Source organism: Ancylothrix sp. D3o, from assembly GCF_025370775.1.
Classification (GTDB): domain Bacteria; phylum Cyanobacteriota; class Cyanobacteriia; order Cyanobacteriales; family Oscillatoriaceae; genus Ancylothrix.
In genome coordinates this window covers 628,642-651,137 of sequence record NZ_JAMXEX010000001.1, presented here as the reverse complement: position 1 = coordinate 651,137, position 22,496 = coordinate 628,642, and the positions used below count along the sequence as shown (strand labels likewise).

General features: G+C 45.5%; 14 protein-coding genes. 12 read left to right on the top strand and 2 right to left on the bottom strand.

Features of this window, described 5'->3' with window-relative positions:
• Positions 1–204: 204 nt before the first annotated feature.
• Entirely contained in the window at positions 205–1,461 is a 1,257-nt protein-coding gene (locus NG798_RS02715; RefSeq protein ID WP_261220252.1) for a hypothetical protein, read from the bottom strand.
• 96 nt (positions 1,462–1,557) lie between these two features.
• Between NG798_RS02715 and NG798_RS02710 the strand changes: the two genes are divergently transcribed.
• The 4 genes from NG798_RS02710 (at position 1,558) to mrdA (ending at position 9,650) form a co-directional block, all read left to right on the top strand.
• Positions 1,558–2,841 (top strand): esterase-like activity of phytase family protein, encoded by a 1,284-nt coding sequence (locus tag NG798_RS02710; RefSeq protein WP_261220251.1) that lies wholly within the window; start codon positions 1,558–1,560, stop codon positions 2,839–2,841.
• A gap of 1,266 nt (positions 2,842–4,107) precedes the next feature.
• Positions 4,108–6,606 carry a phosphoenolpyruvate synthase gene (gene ppsA / locus NG798_RS02705; RefSeq protein WP_261220250.1) on the top strand — a complete coding sequence of 833 codons (2,499 nt, stop codon included), beginning with the start codon at positions 4,108–4,110 and terminating at the stop codon, positions 6,604–6,606.
• Positions 6,607–6,907: 301 nt separating this feature from the next.
• Entirely contained in the window at positions 6,908–7,714 is an 807-nt protein-coding gene (thiD, locus tag NG798_RS02700) for a bifunctional hydroxymethylpyrimidine kinase/phosphomethylpyrimidine kinase (RefSeq protein ID WP_261220249.1), read from the top strand.
• A gap of 121 nt (positions 7,715–7,835) precedes the next feature.
• Positions 7,836–9,650 (top strand): penicillin-binding protein 2, encoded by a 1,815-nt coding sequence (gene mrdA, locus NG798_RS02695; RefSeq protein WP_261220248.1) that lies wholly within the window; start codon positions 7,836–7,838, stop codon positions 9,648–9,650.
• A 105-nt stretch (positions 9,651–9,755) separates the two neighbouring features.
• Here the strand turns inward: mrdA and NG798_RS02690 are convergent, their stop codons facing one another.
• On the bottom strand, positions 9,756–11,495 hold the full coding sequence (locus NG798_RS02690; protein WP_261220247.1) for a DUF3352 domain-containing protein: 1,740 nt from the start codon (positions 11,493–11,495) through the stop codon (positions 9,756–9,758).
• Positions 11,496–12,309: 814 nt separating this feature from the next.
• Here NG798_RS02690 and NG798_RS02685 point away from each other — a divergent pair.
• The 8 genes from NG798_RS02685 (at position 12,310) to NG798_RS02650 (ending at position 22,408) form a co-directional block, all read left to right on the top strand.
• Positions 12,310–14,853 carry a response regulator gene (locus NG798_RS02685; protein WP_261220246.1) on the top strand — a complete coding sequence of 848 codons (2,544 nt, stop codon included), beginning with the start codon at positions 12,310–12,312 and terminating at the stop codon, positions 14,851–14,853.
• Positions 14,854–14,957: 104 nt separating this feature from the next.
• The gene (locus NG798_RS02680; protein ID WP_317619555.1) at positions 14,958–15,896 is read left to right on the top strand and encodes a glycosyltransferase family 2 protein; all 939 of its coding nucleotides are present in this window, start codon (positions 14,958–14,960) and stop codon (positions 15,894–15,896) included.
• Between the two features lie 297 nt (positions 15,897–16,193).
• Positions 16,194–16,997 carry a 30S ribosomal protein S2 gene (gene rpsB, locus NG798_RS02675; protein ID WP_261220244.1) on the top strand — a complete coding sequence of 268 codons (804 nt, stop codon included), beginning with the start codon at positions 16,194–16,196 and terminating at the stop codon, positions 16,995–16,997.
• 106 nt (positions 16,998–17,103) lie between these two features.
• Positions 17,104–17,763 (top strand): translation elongation factor Ts, encoded by a 660-nt coding sequence (gene tsf / locus NG798_RS02670; RefSeq protein WP_261220243.1) that lies wholly within the window; start codon positions 17,104–17,106, stop codon positions 17,761–17,763.
• 195 nt (positions 17,764–17,958) lie between these two features.
• Entirely contained in the window at positions 17,959–18,939 is a 981-nt protein-coding gene (locus NG798_RS02665; RefSeq protein WP_261220242.1) for a hypothetical protein, read from the top strand.
• An 84-nt stretch (positions 18,940–19,023) separates the two neighbouring features.
• Entirely contained in the window at positions 19,024–21,570 is a 2,547-nt protein-coding gene (gene recG, locus NG798_RS02660; protein WP_261220241.1) for an ATP-dependent DNA helicase RecG, read from the top strand.
• Between the two features lie 201 nt (positions 21,571–21,771).
• The gene (locus tag NG798_RS02655; protein ID WP_261220539.1) at positions 21,772–22,116 is read left to right on the top strand and encodes a type II toxin-antitoxin system RelE/ParE family toxin; all 345 of its coding nucleotides are present in this window, start codon (positions 21,772–21,774) and stop codon (positions 22,114–22,116) included.
• Positions 22,088–22,408, top strand: a complete 321-nt coding sequence (locus tag NG798_RS02650) for a transcriptional regulator (protein ID WP_261220240.1) — start codon at positions 22,088–22,090, stop codon at positions 22,406–22,408. Before NG798_RS02655 ends, NG798_RS02650 begins: the two co-directional genes overlap by 29 nt.
• Positions 22,409–22,496: the final 88 nt, after the last annotated feature.

The following is a 22,496-nucleotide window of genomic DNA, read 5'->3' as shown; positions in this document are numbered from 1 at the left end:
TTTAAAGCCTTGGATTGGGGCCGGTGTCACACTTGCTTACTAGCATAACAAATAATCGGCCTTTTTTGCAGCGCCAAAATAGCGGCCACGCCCCAAATCTATTTTAAATATAAAATTGACGACCAGTAAAATTGTCTTTTTGGCACAAATTAAATGTTAAGGAAGTTACTGGTCGGCCCGCTTTTATCAACCAACTCAATCAAACTAAGGTTGCTGACTTTGCCGATTAACCTCAGTAATTTGCCGACTAAAATAATCCTCCTGATACTTCAACTGACGAGCCAACTCTAAACCCCTTTGAAACGCAGCCACCGCTTGCGGAAAGCGCTTTTGATTCAAATGAATTTGTCCCATCTTATCAAAAGTATTCATCATTCCAAAAAAATCATAACCGCGCTGCTGCACCACAACCAAAGCTTGATAAACTTGCAACGCCGCATCAACTTTATCTTGAGATTCATAAAGCACAGCCAACTTTTCCAGCGCCTCACCGGCCCGGCCAAACTGTTGAATAGCCCACCCCAAACTATAAGCCTCTTGATAAGACTGCGCCGCAGAACTCAACCGGCCCAACGCCTGCAAATTTTCCCCCATCGCAATTTTTAAACCAGGCACATTCACAGGATTTTTCGCTTCTCGATAGCGATTTAAAATTTTATTTCTCACATCCAAAGCCCTTTGGAAATCCTCAGTTTCATCATATAAAAACGCAAGCTGATCCAAATACCTACCCTCATTCAAATCATCTTCAGCAGTGCGCGGCATTCTCGCCTCACTAATTAACAACAACTCCTCATAAACCCCCGCCGCCTCCGCATACTCAAACCCCCCAAAATATAAATCAGCCAGAATTTTTAAAGTTGATTCAATCGCATTTTTATCTTGCTTAGTTCGGAAAATCGCTAAAATTTCCTGGTGAACCTCAATCGCCGGTAATCGCACTTGAACCGTCAAAAAAGCCGTCGCCAAAGCTTGCAACAAATTCGCCTCCACCGGCCCCTTTGCCTTCGCTTCCAAATAAATCATTTGTAAACGCTGAGAAATAAACTGAACCTGAGCCCTTTGATTCTGCGTTCTGGCAATTTGCGCCACCCTCGTCAGCGCTTCCACCTCCGCCACCGGCCCCAAATAGCGACGTAAACGTAACTCCCGGTTCCAAGTTTTAAACGCCTCCACCACATTCCCCGCCGCCAAAAACTGCGCCGCTTCCGCATTCAGTTTGTCTAAAGCCTGCGCTAACACAGACGCTTCCGCCCCCATCAGAGGTAGGTCGTCCGGCGGATTCGGCAACAACAAATCAGGAGTCTTAATTTCCAAAGGATTCACCGGCCCTTCTTCTGGGTTCGCCGGCTCGTTTTGGGCCAAAACAGCTTGAACCCAAACAGGAATGCCGGCAACCGGCCACAACAAAAACACAATGCCGATAAAGCGTACAATAAAGTTTCGAGTAGCCCAAAGCATGGCTGCACTTAATTAGGGATTTGTAATTAGTGATGGATCACTGGGGAAAATTGCTCCCAGCCTTCAACAATCCTCACCCATATTCACATTAAAGCTATGGCATCAACACAGCAAACAAATTTCAGCAACCAATCTAATCAAAAACTCTCCCCTCAAACTCAAAAAACAACGCTTTTCCCAGCGCGTCGCCGCTTTGTGGCCTGCATTTGGGCCCTAGTTTTAGTATTGGTGAATCTGCTTGCCGGCTGCGGTACCCCCGAAGCATCCGCCACCCAAGAAAACCAACGCACCGCCGAAGAAAAAATTATCGCCGCCGTCGAAAAACGCATATTTTTAGACTTATCCCTAGAATTCTTAGATGTTTATGAATTGCCGCAACAAACCTTTCAAGAAACCCCTATAGGCGGGCTTTCTTCAATAATTTATGACCGCCAACGCAATCTATTTTATGCCCTTTCTGATGATCCAAGCAACTTTGCTCCGGCTCGTTTTTACACCCTTAAATTAGCTTTAAATTCAGACAATCCCAATCAAACTAAAATTCAAAATATCGAAATTCAAAACCTCACAACCCTGAAAGCAGAAAACGGCGAACCTTTCCCCCGCTACAGCATTAACCCCGAAGGAATTGCCTTTGTTGCCCCTAATGAGATATTTGTTTCCAGTGAAGGCATTTCTAGTTTGGGGATAGAGCCCTTTGTGCAAAAATTTGACTTAAATACCGGCCGGTGGTTACAAACTTTACCCATTCCCAATCGCTATTTAGCCAACCCTAAAAGCGAAACCCTCCCCAAAGGCGTACAAAATAACTTAGGATTTGAATCCTTAGCTATAAAAGGAAATTCAGGAGAACCTTATCGGTTATTTACCGCAACCGAAGCCCCCCTAGAACAAGACAAAGAGCCAGCAGATTCAATTTTAGAGCAAAAAAACCGGCTCCTGCATTATCTCCTCGGTGAAGGGCCGCCGGTATTGATTTCTGAGCATTTTTATCCTTTAGATCGCGGGCCAAAATGGTCAATTGCCAACGGTTTAACCGAGTTATTAGTCTTAGATCAAGGCGGACATTTTCTCAGTTTAGAACGTTCTCTGGGATTTTTAGGATACGGAGCAAAAATATTTCAAATCGCCACCGGTTCAGCCACCGATACTTCGGGTATTCCTAGTCTCAAAGGGGAATTAAAAGGCATTGAGCCGGTTAAGAAAAAATTACTTTTAGATTTAAGCACTCAAGGCATTTCTTTAGACAATTTAGAAGGCATGACATTAGGCCCACGTTTGCCCGATGGAACCCAGAGTTTAATCTTAGTCAGCGATAACAATTTTGATGAAGGCCAAGTAACTCAGTTTTTGCTATTTCGCCTCAAAATGCCTATGTAGTTGCCCTTTAGCAATTTTCCCCCCCTCCTTACCATAAATCCCCAACAAGAATAAAAGTTTGCTCTACGGGTGCCGGTGGGCCAATTGATTCTCCCAGAGGTCGAGATATCAACCGGCGCTCATTCTAGGTCATCAAACAAATTGTCAGAGTTTGAGCAATCAGATTTGATGAGGATTTCGGCCTCTACTGCCTTTTTCATCAAATCCAGACAATATAAATTGTCGAGGGTGCTTATTTGTTTGATGATTTCGTCTGTTAATTCGAGAAGGAAAATGCAGATTTAAGCCCGCCGCTTTGGGGGTGGATTGCTGGAGAAAAGTTGATGCCGCGATACCACCGGCTCTACCAAGAAACCATTGGTGCCGGTTTAACCGAATCATCCAGACTAGACGCGGCGCGCCTCTGTGACTTAGAGCGTGAGATGGCTGCAATTGAAAAGGAGATGAGCTACATCTACCGGACAGACCCGCGCTTTAAACCTTACTCAAAAGTGTTGGACAGTTTCGCATTCCCCAAAAAAAACTCAACCTATTATTTTGTCGGTTGCCTTCCCAATCGAAAATTTCCTCAAAGATGGTAAGCCCAAAGTTGTCGAGCGTAAAGGGCGCCGGTCGCTTAATAAAACTAAAAAGCACCTCTGACTGAGGAGATTTCAAAAAGCGATGGGAGAATCACCCAGTGAGATGGGGACAAGGAGGAACGTAGCATCATTCATGGTAGCAGCCTTTGCCCAAAGGCTTTTTGGCAGTGGATTTTTGTAAAAATTGAGCCGGTTAAAAATAGGCCGCAAGGTGGCCGGTTGATTAGAACAACAGATTTAGACGGCAACCCCACCATCAAGCCAATCTGCCAGCACTTAGGGGAAATTTACGACTTTAAGAAATCAAACGGGGTGCCGATCCGGTTGATTCGGTCGAATCTTGCTCGCATTGCGTGCCGGCATCTATTCCGAGCCCTCGTGTCCGAAGTTTGCGGGGTACAGGAAGGGTAAAAAGTTAACGGGCCAGTCAACGCCCGTTTTTTGAGCGGGGGATAAAATCGCTAGACTAAAGATTGATGAAATTAAATTGATGTTTGCCCTTAAAATTATCCCATACTTTTGGATTTATACACAAAAGATAATAGTATTTTAAGATTGTCTGCTAAGACAAGTTAAGAAAAATTAAAAAATATGAAATCAGAAAAAATGACGGATAAAAATAAAAAAAATGTCAGAAATATTGCTAATCTAAAAAAAGAGACTGAAGGTTAGAGGATAAAAACCTATGGTCAGTACAGCACCTCAAAAAACACCCCAAGCATCAAAAGAAGAAGCTCTCGTCCTCTGGTTTGAGGAAGTAGGGATCACGGATATTGGGTTAGTCGGTGGAAAAAACGCTTCCTTGGGAGAAATGATTCAAGAGTTAGTACCCAAGGGAATTAATGTACCAACAGGCTTTGCAACTACAGCTTACGCTTATCGTCATTTCATAAAAAATGCCGGTTTAGAACAAAAACTGCGCCGGCTATTTTCTGACCTTGATGTAGAAGATATGGAAAACTTGAGGGAACGGGGAAAACAAGCTCGTGCCTTATTATTAAACACCCCATTTCCTCAAGATTTACAAGACGCTATCGCAACAGCCTATAAAAAACTGTGCGAACGCTATGGATATGACTCGAAATTCAGTGATCTTTTTGGGGATGATGAAACCCAGAAAAAATATCACGAATATAGCCAAGATACAGACGTAGCCGTGCGGAGTTCCGCCACAGCCGAAGACTTACCAGATGCAAGTTTTGCCGGCCAGCAAGAAACCTATTTGAACATACAAGGCGTGAATGCAGTATTAGAAGCCTGCCATAAATGCTTTGCTTCAATTTTTACAGACCGCGCCATTTCTTACCGAACCATTAAGGGCTTTGATCACTTTAATGTAGCCCTATCGGTTGGTGTCCAAAAAATGGTACGTTCTGACTTAGCATCTTCGGGTGTCATGTTCAGTATTGACACAGAAAGCGGCTTTAAAAATGCAGCCTTAATTACCGCCGCCTACGGGTTAGGAGAAAACGTCGTTCAAGGAGCAGTTAACCCAGACGAATACCTCGTATTTAAACCCACCCTAAAAGAAAATTTCCGCCCGATTCTCAAAAAACAACTCGGCACCAAAGAAGTAAAAATGGTGTATGAAGCCGGCGGCACAAAATACACCAAAAACGTGCCGGTTGCCCCCTCCGAGCGAGAAAAATTCTGCATCACCAACGACGAAATTCTCACTCTTGCCAAGTGGACTTGCGCCATCGAAGAACACTACTCGCAAGTGCGAGGAAGTTATACCCCGATGGATATTGAGTGGGCAAAAGACGGCTTAACCAATGAACTCTTTATTGTTCAAGCACGGCCCGAAACAGTCCAATCGCAGAAATCGGGAAGCGTTCTACGCAACTATAAACTGCAAGGCACCGGCAAAATAATCACCACCGGTCGGGCTGTGGGAGAAATGATCGGATCTGGCAAAGCACGAGTGATTTTAGACGTGCATAAAATTGACCAGTTTAAAGCCGGTGAAGTCTTAATTACTAATAAGACAGATCCCGACTGGGAACCGATTATGAAAAAAGCCAGCGCTATCGTCACCAACCAAGGGGGTAGAACCTGCCACGCGGCAATTATTGCCCGTGAAATGGGAATTCCCGCCATCGTTGGTTGCGGAAACGCCACCGGCACCCTCAAAACCGGCCAAGACGTCACAATAAGCTGTGCCGAAGGAGAAGAAGGCAAAGTTTATGAAGGTTTAGTACCTTTTGAAGTGCAAGAAACTCAACTCGATAACTTGCCGACTACTGAGACCAAAATCTTGATGAACATAGGCAACCCAGAAGAAGCGTTTGCCCTGTCTTCAATTCCCTGTGATGGTGTTGGTTTAGCTCGCTTAGAATTCATCATTGCCAATCATATTAAATGCCATCCCTTGGCATTGTTGAAATATGATGAACTCGAAGATCCTCATGTTCAACAAGACATTAACAACTTGACTAAACTCTACGAAAATAAAGCCGACTTTTTCGTAGACAAACTGGCTCAAGGTGTTGGTACTATTGCCGCTGCATTTTATCCCCATCCTGTTGTCGTGCGGATGTCGGACTTCAAGAGCAACGAATATGCTAACTTGCTCGGTGGCCGGCAATTTGAACCCAAAGAAGAAAACCCGATGATTGGTTGGCGGGGCGCGAGCCGGTATTATGACCCAATGTACGCCGAAGCCTACGGGTTAGAGTGCAAAGCCCTTAAACAAGTCCGCGACGAAATGGGCTTAACAAACGTGATCCCGATGATTCCGTTCTGTCGCACTCCAGACGAAGGCCGCAAAGTGCTGGAAGTCATGGAAAAACATGGCCTTAAACGCGGTGAAAATGGCCTGCAAGTCTATGTGATGTGCGAAATCCCCAGTAACGTCATTTTGGCGGATGAGTTTAGCGAAGTGTTTGATGGTTTCTCGATTGGCTCTAATGACTTGACTCAGTTAACTTTGGGGTTAGATCGAGATTCCTCCCTTGTCGCTCATATCTTTGACGAACGCAACAAGGCGGTTAAGGATATGGTGCGGATGGTGATTGAAAAGGCCAAGAAGAATAACCGCAAGATTGGCATTTGCGGACAAGCGCCTTCAGATTATCCTGAATTTGCTCGCTTCTTGGTTGAGTTGGGTATTGATTCGATCAGCTTGAACCCTGACTCGGTGATTAAGACTCTGCTCGATATTGCCAAGATGGAAAAAGCCTAAGCGCTTTGGGTGGTGGGGTTTTGCCAATTCCACCCCCCATCAAAATACCTGAATATTTAAACTAGGACTAGAACCAAGCGCGGGGCTAGTCCTAAACGTTATTAGAAAAACTCATAAGCATTATTTAAAATAATTATATTAGGACAGATAGATTAGGACAAAGAGTGAGTAAACTTGTGGAAATGAAAAAAACTCAAGTTTTGTCATTTGTCCATAGTCCACAGTCCTTTGTAAGAAAGCATTTTTTTGCCAATGACAAATGACAATTGACAAATGACCATTGACCATTGACCCTTGAACCATGACAAAAATTGCGGTAGCGCTGACCATAGCCGGTTCAGACAGTGGAGGCGGTGCCGGTATTCAGGCAGACTTACGAGCCTTTGCCTTTAACGGAGTTCACGGTACTTGCGCCATAACTTGTATCACCGCTCAAAATACCTTGGGTGTAACACGAGTTGATGCAGTACCCGTCTCAGGAGTGATTGCTCAAATTGAAGCAGTCGTAACAGATATTACAGTAGCCGCCCTCAAAACAGGGATGCTACTCAATCAAGAGATCATAAAAGCTGTAGCGGCACAAATAAACCTTCACGGCTTAAGCAATTTAGTAGTTGATCCCGTGATGGTATCTCGCACCGGCGCCCAATTAATTGATAATAACGCCATCGACAGCCTGCGGGAATACTTGATCCCGCACGCAACCGTCCTCACCCCAAACCGCTATGAAGCACAATTGCTGAGCGGATTGGAAATTGATACCCTAGAGCAGATGAAAAAAGCAGCCGAAAAAATTTATAAGCTTGGATCAAAAGCAGTTATCGTTAAAGGCGGAGCAATGAAAGACGGACTGCATGGGGTGGATGTCTGGTTTGATGGCAATAAACATGAAATCGTGCAAACAGAAACTATCGAAACCCCTCACACACACGGCACCGGCTGCACCCTCTCAGCCGCCATAGCCGCAAACTTAGCACTGGGAGAAGAACCCTTCTCAGCGTTTGTGCAGGCCAAACATTATGTAACCCAAGCATTGAAAAACGCATTGCCTCTGGGTTCGGGAACCGGGCCGGTGGGAATTTATACAGGCCGGTTGAAAATAGGGTAAGGGGTGCATTTCGGAAACGAAAGCTGCGATCAAATCACCGTGTCTCTACATACTTGTCAAAAACGAAATATACAAACGGGCTGAATTAAAATGAGCCTCGATGTGCGGGATAAAAGTAAAAATGGCTAGTGGACTTTTTTTTGACTCAACTAAGAAAGGTTTTGGCTCCAGCCAACTCCGAGAAGCCGAACGTCGGCGCAGCCAAAGAAATCAATCAATTGTGCTGATGCTGGTAATTTCCTCAATGCTGGTGAGCTATACAGTACGCTTAGTAAATTTACAAATTATCAAAGGTGAATATCACCGTGAGCGTGCCGATCAAAACCGAATTCGCCTATTGCCAATGCGCTCAGAAAGAGGCAATATCTTAGACCGCAATGGCAAACTTTTGGCAGCCAACCGACTCTCGCGTTCTATTTATTTGTGGCCAAAAGAACAAACGCCGGCACAATGGATGGAAACAGCACAAAAACTAAGCTCTTTGCTGAACATTCCAGCCAAAACAATTGTGCAGAAATTAGAAAAAACCGGCTATAAATCAGCAATGCCGGTGCGAATTAGCGATGGTGTTAGCTCTACAGCATTTGTAATTTTAGGCGAACGTGCACAAGAATTTCGGGGAGTCGAGATCCGCCCCGAATCTAGCAGATACTACCCCAATGGTGAAATGGGATCTCATCTTTTGGGATATATTGGCGAAGCCACCCAAGAAGAGTTGCTGGCTAACTCAGACTACCCGATGGGGATGATAGTCGGCAAAATGGGAATTGAAAGCCAAGCAAACCAGCTTCTTCAAGGCATTTGGGGAAGTCGGCTCATTGAAGTAGATGCAATGGGACAAGAATTGCGAGAAATTGGCGTGCGTCCTCCCACAGCAGGCCAATGGGTAAAGCTCACCATCGACATAGAGTTACAAAAAACTGCTGAAAAAGCCCTCAACGGACGACGCGGTGCAGTGGTGGTGCTGGATGTCCGAACCGGCGCTATCTTGGCAATGGCGAGTGGCCCTTCCTTTGACCCGAATTTGTTTACTCGTCAGGTTAGCACCAAAGAATGGAACGCACTCCAAGACAAAGATAAGCCTTTTCTGAATCGAGCGCTGCAAGGCTACCCGCCGGGAAGTACCTTTAAAGTCGTTACTGCGGTTGCGGGTATCGAGTCTGGTAAATATACCCCCGACTCAATGATCGCCACAGCCGCTTCAATTACAGTGGGTGGGATCACATTTAATGAACATAGCGGCGGCTATGGTGTAATTGGCTTTGAAGACGCTCTAGCCTATAGTTCCAACACTTTTTTCTATCAAATGGGGATGGAAACCGGCCCAGAGGAAATTTCTAAATGGGGCCATAAAATGGGGATTGGTGAAAGCACGAATCTCGATTTGCTGGGTTTGGAAGGCGGTCAACCGGGGTCTCTGCCCACTCCTGCCGATAAACAAGCGCTTTATGGTGAAGAATGGTATGCCGGGGACACCGTGAGTATGTCCATTGGTCAGGGTTTGGTTTTAACGACACCTTTAGAAATGGCCGTGATGGTAGCAACAATTGCCAATGGTGGATATCGGGTTAAACCGCACCTGCTGGCATCTCAAACTAATACACCGGCTACAAAACCTGAACCCACCGGCATTAAAAAAGAAACCATTGAAGTGATGCAAAGGGGTTTAGTGGCGGTGGTAGAACGCGGCACCGGCAAGCAACTTAATGATGGTTCTATTCCTCTGACTGCTGGCAAAACCGGCACCGCTGAAGTTTTTGGCCAAGAAGATAACGCCAACTATATCGCCTATGGGCCGGCCAATAAGCCCGAAATTGCCATAGGGGTGGTTGTCGAAAACGGCGGTTATGGCGGGGTTGCTGCGGCTCCCATTGCTCACGAAATCTTTAAAACTTATTTTAAAGACCACAAACCCAAGCCAGCCCCAAAGGAATAGAAACTGCTGATTAATGATTAGGGACTCAAAAAACCTTGATGAAGGATAGGTGAGTTCTCTTAAAAAACTCTCCTCTCCCAGTCATCACTCAAGAGTCCCCAGCCCTTAAGAACCCACCAAGACAAACACATCAGCACGACGAACACCGGCCTCGCCGCCTGTGCTGGTGAGAGTCAGGGAACGCAAATGCTGGAACACCGGCGCAGCGGCCACTTCAACTAACTTAAAAATCGGAAACTGACGCTCTAAAACGGTTTGAGTTGTTCCCCAGTCCAAATAAACATAGCCAGAATTGGGAACAGGCAAAGCAGCGATACCGGCCCGAAAACTATTATTAGCCAGAGCATTTTCGCCGTCCTTGGCTTTTAAAGCTTTCTCGATGACTTCCAGCGAAGAAGCGAAAATTTCATACTCTCCTACCCCTGTATGGGCCCCCCGCACTTGCGCTTGTAATTCCACCGGCTGCGCTTTTCCTTCTGCTTGAGAAGCACTCAGTTTTGTCCAAGCGGAAATTTCTTGATTTCCCAGCCTCACCGGCCCGACACTAAACCCCTGAGTGGTGGCAATATTATCTAAGCGTTCAATAAATTCGGCGTTTTCTGGGGATTTTTGAGCGACAAAAATCCAATCAGCGGAACTGTTGCCACTGTTCGGCAAAAGGCCGATAGCATATTCTCCTTTTGTGGAGTTAAAAATATCTTGCCCTATATCAATTCCCCAGCGAGATCCTCCACTAGAAATTGTCTCTGTGATCAATTTAAACAGTGCTGTATCTTCCGAACCCGCCAACGTATTCCACAGGCCGGCCAGGTTCGTCCCCGCACTCAATACGCCAACATTGGCAGGAATATAAGTCAATGCTCCCACCGGCCCAGTTAAACTTGGCACAGCGCTATCTAAATTGGCTTGAGGCAACAATAACGCACTTTCCGCCTTAATCCCGCTGCGGTTAAAGCCCAAAGCAAGCGTTAGTGTTTCATTGCTGGAAAAACTCCCCTCCTGTCTTCTGGCGACCGAATTTAAAACAGGGATATCCACACTTTTTAATGCCGTAAGCTGGGCTAAATTTACAAAGGCTAGAAGCGTGCGCGGTTGGGTAAGGGTTTCTAGGGACTGACGGTAAGTTTTTGAGGTGTTGAGGCTTAAACCGGATACCTGAACATTATTGATCGCATCCCTTAAAACTTTGGGACTGTTGGCAAATAAGACAAACTGCTGGCCTACCACCGCACTTGCCCAAGAAGTGCCCGCAGCATCATAAATTAAAGTAGCCCCTTGATAGGGTTCGGAAATAATTTTTGCACCTGCGGTTGCTTTTTCCTGCCAAAACACATCTAAAAATTGTCGGCTGCGTTCTGGGGAACGGGTGGCTATGGCGAGTAAATATCCGGGGAGGTTGCCATTGCTGGTATCGCGGTCAATATCAAGGCCGGTGACAGCAAAAGTAATTTCGTCTCCTAACCAACTCTCAATATCTTGACGGTAATTTAATCCGGCACTTCTAAAGGCCAATTTATCAAAGAAAGCTGGCGGCATAGCTGTAGAAGAACCGGCCCGGACTAAATTGTTTTCGAGATCCTCGAAATAACGGCGAATGTCGCGGCGCTGTTTGGGGGGAGTTGCCAGTTGTCCGAGAGTCTCTAGTTGTTTAGGATTAACAAGCAAAGACACCATTGCCGGTGCTGTGGCTGGTACAAATATAGCAGCGGCTGGGTTAGCCGTTGATCCTCCTGCCAATAGTGAAAGCGGACTGTTAGCGAACACCCCTGCAAAGCCTCTGGCTGCCGACAATAGCAGCACAAGCACAACGGCTGCTAATACAGAAAAAAATGTGCGTTGCTTCATTTTTAAATTAAACGTTTTCGTTCCCTCGTAGGGGCCGGTTTATCAATGATCAAAGGTAGTGGCAAGCGATGTGGATGATAGCGTGGCTTGTGGCGCAAGCCATACCAGCCCCTACTACTAATTTTAGGGATTAATAAGCCAGAATAACCGGAAACGATACTACAACGATGATCTCCCCTTTAGAGGCAAACCCAAACAGACCAGCTTTACATTGGTTAAATTTTCGAGATTTCTCTGCTGATGCAGATGCCTTGCTTGGCCATTAATTGAGGGTAAATTGGTTTTTTATGCTGAGTTTTGACAACAGAGTATTAACAAATTCAGCCACAGCAATGTAGCCCGACAATTTGACTTTTTGGCCCATTTAAAAGCGATCTGAGCGGCTGTTATTTTAAGCAATGCGTGTAAAAATTAAGTTGATTGCCAAAATCAGCGATAATCAAGATTGCGGTTTAACTCTCCCATTTCTTAGGTAAAATTGCTGAGGACTTCTTAAAGAAGTTATGAAGCAAAAAAGCAAATAATCTTAAAAAAAGGGGTCTGTCTTGTAGGCAGACACAAGTGAGAAAAACAAAAAAATGTTACCGACAAAGCAGTTGAACAAGGAGAAGAATTGACGCTCCTCTTTGTAACAAAACTACAAAATTCAGCCGGCAACTGTCCTTAAGAATTTGGGAGCTATAAGAGGTGTAGCCTACGATGCTAGAGCCACTCAGGGGAGTTAAGATTGGCTTATAAGTATTTAAAAGCTGCTTTGACCAGGACACAAAAGAAGCAAACCTTAATGCTTCACTTTATTTTAGGCAAAGGGTAAATGAAAATCTTACTCGTAGAGGATGACGATCTCCTAGCTTCTATGCTACAGACCGTTCTAACTGAACACCACCACACGGTAGATGTAGCCAGTGATGGCTTAAAAGCTTGGGATCTAGCCGAAAGTTTTAATTATGACTTAATTGTTTTAGATGTAATGCTGCCGAAACTAGACGGAATCACTCTTTGCCGTCGCCTGCGCTCAAACCGACTAAGTATGCCGATTTTATTGTTGACTGCCAAAGACAGCAAAAATGATAAAGTCATGGGGTTTGATGCCGGTGCAGATGACTATGTGGTAAAACCTTTTGACCCCGAAGAACTAGCAGCGAGAATTCGGGCGCTTTTGCGAAGAAAGGGTACAGCTTTACCCCCCGTTTTGGGGTGGGGTTTGTTGCGTCTTGATCCCAACACCTGCACTGTTAGCTATGCCGGTCAACCTCTGCACTTGACTCCTAAAGAATATGGCCTGCTGGAGTTGTTTTTGCGGAACAATAACCGGGTATTTAGCCGCAATGCGATTTTAGAGCAGTTGTGGTCTTTTGAAGAATCTCCCGCAGAAGAAACCGTCAGAGCCCATATTAAAGGCTTGCGAATGAAGTTAAAAGCTGCCGGCGCTCCGGCGGATGTGATCGAAACGGTTTATGGTTTAGGCTATCGTCTCAAACCTTACAATACTCTGGAGAGCGACTCAACCCAGACACCACAGGAAACAGAAGTTTCCGAGCCTCAACAGAGACGCCAAGAGGCTCTTAGTTTGGAGAATTCTTTGCCACTAGCGCAGCCTGATCAAACCCGGCAAAAGATCGAACCTTCGCTACAAGAGGCTACGCAAACATCTTTGCCAACATTGTGCGAGGTGGGTAACGCTTCCCTCCCACTGTCGGAAAAAATGAAAGCTGCGGTAGCTTTATTGTGGGAGCAATTTAAAGAGCCGATTAAACAGCGAGTTAGTATCGTCGAAAACGCTATCGCGGCTTTAAAAGAAGGTGTACTGACTTTAGAGTTGCAACTTGATGCGGAACGAGAAGCGCACAAACTGGCGGGCTCGTTGGGAACCTATGGTTTTGCAGAAGGTTCTCGGATCGCTCGTAAACTAGAAAATTTGTTGGCTTGTTCTGGGCTCAAAAGTGAACAAGAGCCGGTTTTGAGAGACTTGGTGATCGCTCTGCGCTCTGAAGTTGAAGGTGGTACCAAGAGTCCTAAGCCAGCGCCGGCTCAAGAGTTGCGCTCACCTATTCCTCCTCTCCAAAAATTGAATCCTAAAACTACGTCTTTCTTTCAACATCAACCTTTGCTGCTGGTTATTAAAACAGATCCCGAACTTGAAGAGGAATTGACACAACTGGCGAACTCTCAAGGAATGCGTGTCCAGGGTGTTGACGACTGGACGGCGGCGCGAGGTTGTCTGCAAGCTCTCCAACCTGATGCGGTTTTGCTTGATCTGTCGAATGCGGATACGGCTGTTGCTGGGTTGGAGTTTTTAAGCGAACTCACCAATCGGGCGCAGCCTTTGCCGGTGTTGGTTCTCACAAGTCGAGACGGGTTTGCCGACCGGCTGGATGTGGCGCGGCGGGGAGGTAAGGCTTTTTTACAAAAGCCGGTGACAGCAGCGGCGGTGATGGATGCGGTGGCGGATGTGTTGAAGCGTTATCAAACTCATCAATCTAAGGTGATGATTGTTGATGATGATGTTCATGTTTTGGCTGCTTTACAAACTCTGTTAAAACCTTGGGGTTTTAAACTGACAACTTTAGATGACCCGACTCAATTTTGGGATACTTTGGAGGCTTGTTCGCCTGAGTTATTGGTTTTGGATGTTGAAATGCCACAAGTTAGCGGGATTGAACTTTGCCAAGTGGTACGCAATGATCCTCGCTGGGCGGGAATGCCGATTTTGTTTCTGACGGCTCACACTGATGAAAATACTGTTCATCAGGTGTTTGCTTGTGGGGGAGATGATTATGTTACTAAGCCGGTGGTTGGGCCAGAGTTGGTGACGCGCATTCTTAACCGTTTGGAGCGGACGCATTTGTTGCGGAGTATGGCGGAAACTGACACGCTCACCGGCCTGGCAAACCGTCGCAAGTCTATTCAAGATTTAGGTCAGCTTTTGCGTCTGGCTGATCGTTATACTCAGCCGCTTTGTTTTGCAGTTCTGGATCTTGATTATTTTAAGCAAGTTAACGACTGTTACGGTCATACGGCTGGGGATGCGGTGTTACACCGGCTCGGTGAGTTATTATTGCGTTCGTTCCGCAGTGAGGATGTGGTGGCTCGTTGGGGTGGTGAGGAGTTTGTGGTTGGAATGTATGGTATGAGCAAGTTTGATGGGGTAAAACGTTTGTCTGAGTTTCTCCAAGTTTTCCGTCAAGAAATTTTTGGTAATCCTTCGGAGGCGACTTTTGAGGTGACTTTTAGTGCCGGTGTTGTTGAGTATCCAACCGATGGGACGGATCTTCAAGCTTTATACCGCTATGCTGATAAGGCGCTTTATCAGGCAAAACAAGCCGGTCGCAATCGCGTACAATTACTGGAAGATTAAAGCAAGTCATTTGTCCATAGTCATTTGTCTTTTGTCAACGGAAAAAACAAATGACCAATGACAACTGACCAATGACCAATTACCAATTATCAATTACCAAAACTGTGTTTATTAGTGTTGTTATTCCTACTTACAATCGCAAACCGATTTTAGAAAAGTGCCTCAATGCGTTGGAAAATCAGGAGTATTCTTCGGGTTTGATTGCCGGTTATGAGGTGGTTGTTGTTGATGATGGCTCCACAGATAATACTCTGGCATGGTTAAAGGATAATTCGGCTGATTTTCCCCATGTTCGGACTTTTTTGCAAGACCACCAAGGGCCGGCGGCGGCGCGGAATTTGGGGATAAAAAATGCCAAAGGCGATACGATTATTTTTATTGATAGTGATTTGGTGGTAACGCCAAGTTTCTTGCAATCTCACGCCACTACTTTGCTACAATCTGAAAAAAGTTTAGGCACTAACCGGCTTTTTACTTATGGCCGAGTGATTAATACTGCTAATTTTGAAAATCCCACGAGTGAGCCTTTTAAGGTAACGGATTTTTCGGCGGCTTATTTTGCTACCGGCAATGTGGCTATTTCTCGGCACTGGTTGGAGGAGGCCGGTTTGTTTGATACTCGCTTTCAACTTTATGGCTGGGAAGATTTGGAGTTGGGAGTTAGGTTGAAAAGTTTAGGTTTAAAGCTGATAAAATGCCCGGAAGCTGTTGGTTATCACTGGCATCCTGCTTTTAGTTTAGAACAAATTCCTCGGATGATTGACCAGGAAATTCAGCGGGGCAGAATGGGGGTTTTGTTTTATGAAAAACACCGGACTTGGGAAGTGAGGATGATGATTCAAATGACTTGGTTACACCGGCTTTTGTGGGGGATTTTATCTTTGGGTGGAATGTTAAATGAGCGGTCTATGGGGCCGTTTTTGGCCTGGATGATCAAAAAGGGTAAACCACAATTAGCTCTGGAAATTGCCCGGATTTTCCTCAATTGGTATAACGTTCAAGGAGTTTATGCAGCCTATGCTGAGGCAAAGGGTAAGTTTTAAATTTTTGGTCGGATTTTTTAAGAGCAGATGTTAGGGGAATGCTGTGGTGTAATAGGCTGACGCGAAACGGTAGCGCCAGCGTTCTCTTTGTTCGCTACGCGGATGGAGGGGGATTTATGGGGATTTATGGAAATTAATAAATGGTGATTGCGGCGACGGTTTATGTTAGGCTAGTAAAGTTGTCTAATCTCACACATCCGAGGCTATAAGCATTGGGCTTACGCTACGCGAACGGGTGTTTCCCCGCAGGGAAATCCGCTCGGATGGAGGATTAACCCGAACAGGAGTAAAAAATTTATGCCAGTTGTTTCATTGGCTCAACTTTTGGAGTCTGGGGTTCACTTTGGCCATCAAACGCGCCGGTGGAACCCGAAAATGTCCCGCTATATTTTTACTGAGCGGAACGGCGTTCACATCATTGATTTGGTGCAAACTGCTCAATTGATGGAAGATGCTTATGATTTTATGCGGACATCTTCTGAACAAGGAAAGCGGTTTTTGTTTGTGGGCACGAAGCGTCAAGCTGCTGGCATTATTGCAGGCGAAGCGGTGCGCTGTGGTGCTTATTTTGTGAATCAGCGCTGGTTAGGCGGTATGCTGACTAACTGGACGACAATTAAAAGCCGGGTGGATCGTCTTAAAGAGTTAGAGCGGATGGAAGAAACCGGCGCTCTGGACTTGCGCCCGAAAAAAGAAGGTGCGATGCTTCGCCGCGAAATGGCCAAGTTGCAAAAATACTTGGGTGGTATTAAGGCGATGCGGAAAGTCCCTGATATCGTGGTGATTGTGGATCAGCGCCGCGAGTATAATGCTGTTCAAGAGTGCCAAAAGCTGGGTATTCCGATTGTGTCTCTGCTGGATACGAACTGCGATCCTGATGTGGTGGATGTTCCTATCCCAGCAAATGATGATGCGATTCGCTCGATTAAACTAATATTAGGCAAACTCGCTGATGCCATCTATGAAGGTCGGCACGGTCAACTCGATGTCGTGGCTGAGGAAGACTACGATTACGAGGATGTCGGTGACGAGGACTTCGATTATGAGGAAGGCGACGACAGCGAAATCTTCGTAGAAGATGACGAAGAAAGTGAGGAATAGGTAATTGGTCAAACAGTCAATTGTCAAGAGTCATTTATGTATTGACGATTGACTATTGACCAATAAAAAATTCCACAGGTTGATTAATTGATGTAGGGTAAGCAAGATGGCAGAAATATCAGCAAAGCTCGTTAAAGAATTACGCGACAAAACCAGTGTTGGGATGATGGATTGCAAGAAAGCTCTCCAAGAAACCAATGGTGATATTGATAAGGCAATTGAGTGGTTACGGCAAAAAGGTATTGCCGGTGCCGATAAGAAATCAGGTCGCGTTGCGGCTGAGGGTTTGGTGGATAGCTATATTCACACCGGCGGACGCATTGGGGTTTTGGTTGAGGTGAACTGCGAAACAGATTTTGTGGCACGCGGTGAGGCTTTCCAAAGTTTGGTTCGTAATATTGCTATGCAAATTGCGGCTTGCCCTAATGTGGAATACGTTAAGGTAAGTGATGTGCCGGCGGAGTTTGCCCAGAAGGAAAAGGAAATTGAAATGGGGCGGGATGATTTGGCTTCTAAGCCGGAAAATATCCGCGAGAAAATTGTCTTAGGGCGAATTGAAAAACGCCTGAAAGAGCTTTGTTTGATGGATCAAGCTTATATCAAAGACCCGAATATTACGGTGGAAGAGTTGGTTAAACAAACGATTGCTCAATTGGGTGAAAATATCCAAGTGCGCCGCTTTACTCGTTTTGTTTTGGGTGAAGGTATCGAGAAAGAAGAGAAGAACTTCGCTGAGGAAGTTGCTGCTCAAATGGGTGCTCAATAGGTTTTTTTTGCAGGCTATCTGTTAAGACGGGTGGCCTGAAAAAAGCACGAGCTATACAGCGGGTGGTTGTTAATTTCCAAATCGCCTCTAGCCCCCCTTTATAAGGGGGGAATATTTCACTAAGTGGGTTAAGGGGTTTGTGTGGGGTGGGGCTCATTCACTCTACTGAAACGTAGGAAGTTTTTATTAGAAATTATGGCTAAAAGCGTTGATCGAATCGAGCGGGAACTTGCAGAACTCCAGCAGGCGGTGACAACGCTCGCAGAAGAATTTAAAACGGTTTACTTGAGTTATTTAAAGGTTTTGGGTGCGGCGGTTCGTCAGCAGTTGGTTTTGGCGGGCTATCATTTGTGTACTCGTGTTTATCCTGAGTCTTTTTTGAAGTTGTCTTATAGTCAACGCCAGCAGTTTCAAAAGGATTTACGTCTGCTTGGTAAAAATGCTGAGGATCAGCTAATGGCTGTGCTTGATTCACCGGCTTTTTCTGAGTCGGCGTCTGAAGTTTCTTTGCCGGTGGTGGGGTTGCCGGTGGAATTAACTGCTGAGCAGGCTGAGTCTATTTTTAACCCCTATAGTTTGAGTTCTAATATATCGAGCGAACAAACGCAGCCTGATTTTATACGGCCAAATCTTGAATCTATTTCGCAAGAGGCTCCTGTGGGGCCGATTTTACCACCACCGGCATCGACAACGGCACCCGCACCAGCACCAGCACAGGAAATGCCTATTAATGAGCCTGGGTTGTTGCTTAAGTGGCAGCTAAAAAGTGAACGGGCTATTGGTAAGGTGCTGCAATCGACTTCGCGGAAGGGGAATCGGCTTTTGCAGCAAAGTGATATTTTACCGAAAAAGATGCCTGAGCAATTGCTGGAGGCGGCGGCGAAGGCGGATGCTGAGGGGGCTGTGGCGGGGCCGCCGAATTTGTTAAACTTACTGGTTGAGGCTGGGGATGCTTCGGATGAGTCTGCCGGTTCGATGCGTTCGCAATTGATGGCTATTCATTTGCGGTTGTCGGAGGTTGAGTTTGCTGATGCTGGGGCGATGGGTTTACGCAATCAAATTCGGGCTTTGGAACGCCGGCTTAGTCAGTTGGGGCGGGAGTTTCAAAAGAAGCAGCGGGAGTTGGCGGTGGCTCAGGCTGAGTCTGCTTGGCGGGCTTGTTGGTTTGAGGATTAGTTTTTTAACCGCAGATAAACGCGGATGTACGCGGAGCGGCGCGATAGCGCTACGCAGATGAATACAGATTTAAGATAAAAAATTATGAGTGATTGTCAACCGGATTGGGTAAGAGTGCAAAAGGCTCTGGCTATTGAGGCTGAAAAGGGTTTTATTAATTTGCAAGGTAAGAAATTGCGGTTTGGTGACTTTATGTTGGACGAGCTTTTTAAAACGCCGAAAGAGCTTTCTCGTAGTAATTTTACCCAGTGGGGTGAGTTTGCTATGGATTTTGCCTGTTATGAGTATTTGACTCTGGAAGAGCGGGTTAAATTGGTGAATGATGCGCGGTTATTTTTGTTGGAAATGCAGCGCATTTATTCGCGTTATGAGTCTGAGCAGGAAAAGCAGGATTTAGAGGCGGGGGAGAAAAAAAATCCTCAGATAGAAAAGCCAGAAAAGGTAACAGAAAATCCTGGGAATTATTTGGCAGAACCAAAAACTGCCCCGCTGCAACCGGCTAGTGGTTTTACTCCGGCTGTGACGCCGGATCAAGATATTAGTAAGCTGCCGGGAATTGGGCAAAAAAAGCGGGATTTATTGGCTTCTAAGTTGGGTTTATATGTGGTGGGGGATGCGCTGATTTATTATCCGCGTGATCATGTGGATTATGCTCGGCAAGTTAATATTTGTGATTTGGAACCTGGGGAAACTGTGACAATTGTGGCGACTATTAAACGCTGTAATTGTTTTAGTAGTCCTAAGAATAAGAAGTTGACGATTTTAGAGATTGTTTTGACTGATAAGACAGGAAATTTAAAAATTAATAAGTTTTTTACGGGGCGGTTTAGTACACCGGCTTGGCAACAACAGCAAAAACGTATGTATTGTGCCGGTTCGATGGTGGCGGCTTCTGGGGTGGTAAAAGAAAATAAATATGGGTTGACTTTGGATAACCCGGAATTGGAGGTTTTAGATCATGCGGAGGGGTCGATTGAATCGATGAAAATAGGGCGGTTGTTGCCGGTTTATCCGCTGACGGAAGGGGTGGGGGCTGATTTGATTAGGAAGGTGGTTTTGGCTTCTTTGCCGGCGACAAATTTGGTGAAAGATCCGCTGCCTCCTACGCTACGTCAGCGTTATGATTTGATTGGTATTCAAGAGGCTTTGACTAATATTCATTTTCCGCCTAGTCGAGAAAGTTTGGCGGATGCAAGACGCCGGCTTGTGTTTGATGAATTTTTTTATTTGCAGTTGGGGATGTTATATCGGCGGAATCTTTTAAAACAATCACAAAATGGGGCTGTTTTGTCGGCAAAGGGAGAATTAATTGAGAATTTTTATAAGGTTTTGCCGTTTAAAATGACGGGTGCTCAAGAAAGGGTGATTGCGGAAATTTTGAGTGATTTGGAAAAGCCGGAACCGATGAACCGGCTGGTGCAAGGGGATGTGGGGGCGGGTAAAACTGTGGTGGCTGTTGTTGCTATGTTGGCGGCGATTCAAGGGGGTTATCAGGCGGCTTTGATGGCTCCGACGGAGGTTTTGGCGGAGCAGCATTATAAGAAGTTGGTGGGGTGGTTTAATTTGCTTCATTTGCCGGTGGAGTTGTTGACTGGTTCGACGAAGGTTAAAAAACGCCGGCAAATTCATGCTGAGTTAGAAACGGGTGAGTTGCCGGTTTTGGTGGGTACTCATGCGTTGATTCAAGAGACGGTAAGTTTTAATAAGTTGGGGTTGGTTATTATTGATGAACAACACCGTTTTGGGGTGGAACAAAGGGCGAAGTTGCAGCAAAAGGGTGTGGAGGGTGTGCCTCATGTTTTGACGATGACTGCGACTCCTATTCCGCGTACTTTGGCTTTGACTATGCACGGGGATTTGGATGTTAGTCAAATTGATGAGTTACCGCCGGGGAGACAGGCAATTCAAACGACGGTTTTGGGTGGTGAAGAAAGGCAGCAAGCTTATGATTTGATGAGGCGGGAAATTGCGAAGGGCCGGCAAATTTATGTGGTTTTGCCCTTGGTGGAGGAGTCGGAAAAGTTGGATTTAAAATCGGCGATTGAGGAGTATGAAAGGTTGCAGGATTTGATTTTTCCTGATTGTTGTGTGGGGTTGATGCACGGTCGTTTGAATTCGGCGCAAAAGGAGGAGGCTATTACGAGGTTCCGCAATCAAGAAACACAAATTTTGGTTTCTACGACGGTGATTGAGGTGGGGGTTGATGTGCCGAATGCTACGGTTATGTTAATAGAAAATGCGGAGAGGTTTGGGTTGTCTCAGTTGCATCAATTAAGGGGTAGGGTTGGTAGGGGTGCTGAGCAGTCTTTTTGTTTGTTGATGACTCATCCGAAGGCGTCTGCTGATGCGCGTTATCGGTTGAATGTTATGGCGCAGTCTCAGGATGGTTTTTTTATTTCGGAAATGGATATGCGTTTAAGGGGTCCGGGTCAGGTTTTGGGAACGAAACAGGCCGGTTTGCCTGATTTTGCTTTGGCTAGTTTGGTTGATGATCAGGATGTTTTGGTTGTGGCGAGGGATGCTGCGGAGAAGGTGATGGGGAAGGATGCTACTTTGGAGACTTGGCCGAAAATGAAGGCTGAGTTGCAGTTTCGTCAGCGCCGGTTGTTGGGTGGTGCGATTATGACTTGATTATGAAGATTAATGGTGCTGGTTGAAGCCGGTGTGTACATGAAAGAAGTCGCCGGTTGAAACCGGCGCCTACACGAAAGAAGTCCTACGGACTAAATAGTTAACTTGTATAACCCCCGGAGGGGGTTTTTTTCTTGTAGACGCCGGTTTTAATCGGTGGCGAATGCTATTCTTAATGATCTGAGCCGGTATGCTAAAGTTATGGAAGTTCAACCAAAAAATATACAAAACTATTTAAGAGGAGATGGTAGTAGCCCGTTTGAAGAATGGCTAGACTCGCTGAGAGATACCAAAGCGGTCGCTAAAATTAAGAAGCGACTGAGACGAGTTGAGTTAGGAAATTTGGGAGATTACCGTTCGGTAGGTGAGGGAGTATATGAATTAAAGGTTGACTATGGCCCTGGTTATCGTGTCTATTTTGGACAAGTAGGCTTAACAATTGTCTTACTGCTTTGTGGCGGTGATAAAAGTAGTCAAAATCAAGATATTAAACAAGCTAAAAAATATTGGGTAGATTATGAAAGAACTCAAAGTCCCAACCAGTAGAAGCTATCACGATTATTTAATTTCTTCTCTCAAAAGTTCGGAAAGTGCAGCTAGTTACCTTGAGGTGATGTTGGAATTGGAAGAGGAAGGTCGAGAAGTTGAGTTGTTGAGGACCGGTTTGAAAGATGTGGTGGATGCTTATTTGCAGATGAATAATTTATCGGATAAAGCTAAATTGCTTTATGAGAAACTTGATCAATTGTTGTCGGAGAGTGGGGGAGAGGAAATCTATACTTTGATTGAGTTTTTGGATGCTTTAGGATTTGGTTTAGGGGTGAAGGTAAAAGATTAAATGTCGCCGGTTTTAACCGGTGACTAGAGAATTAAATGGTTAACCCCTTGGGGGTCTTATTCTTGTAGACGCTCTTTAACCGGTGACG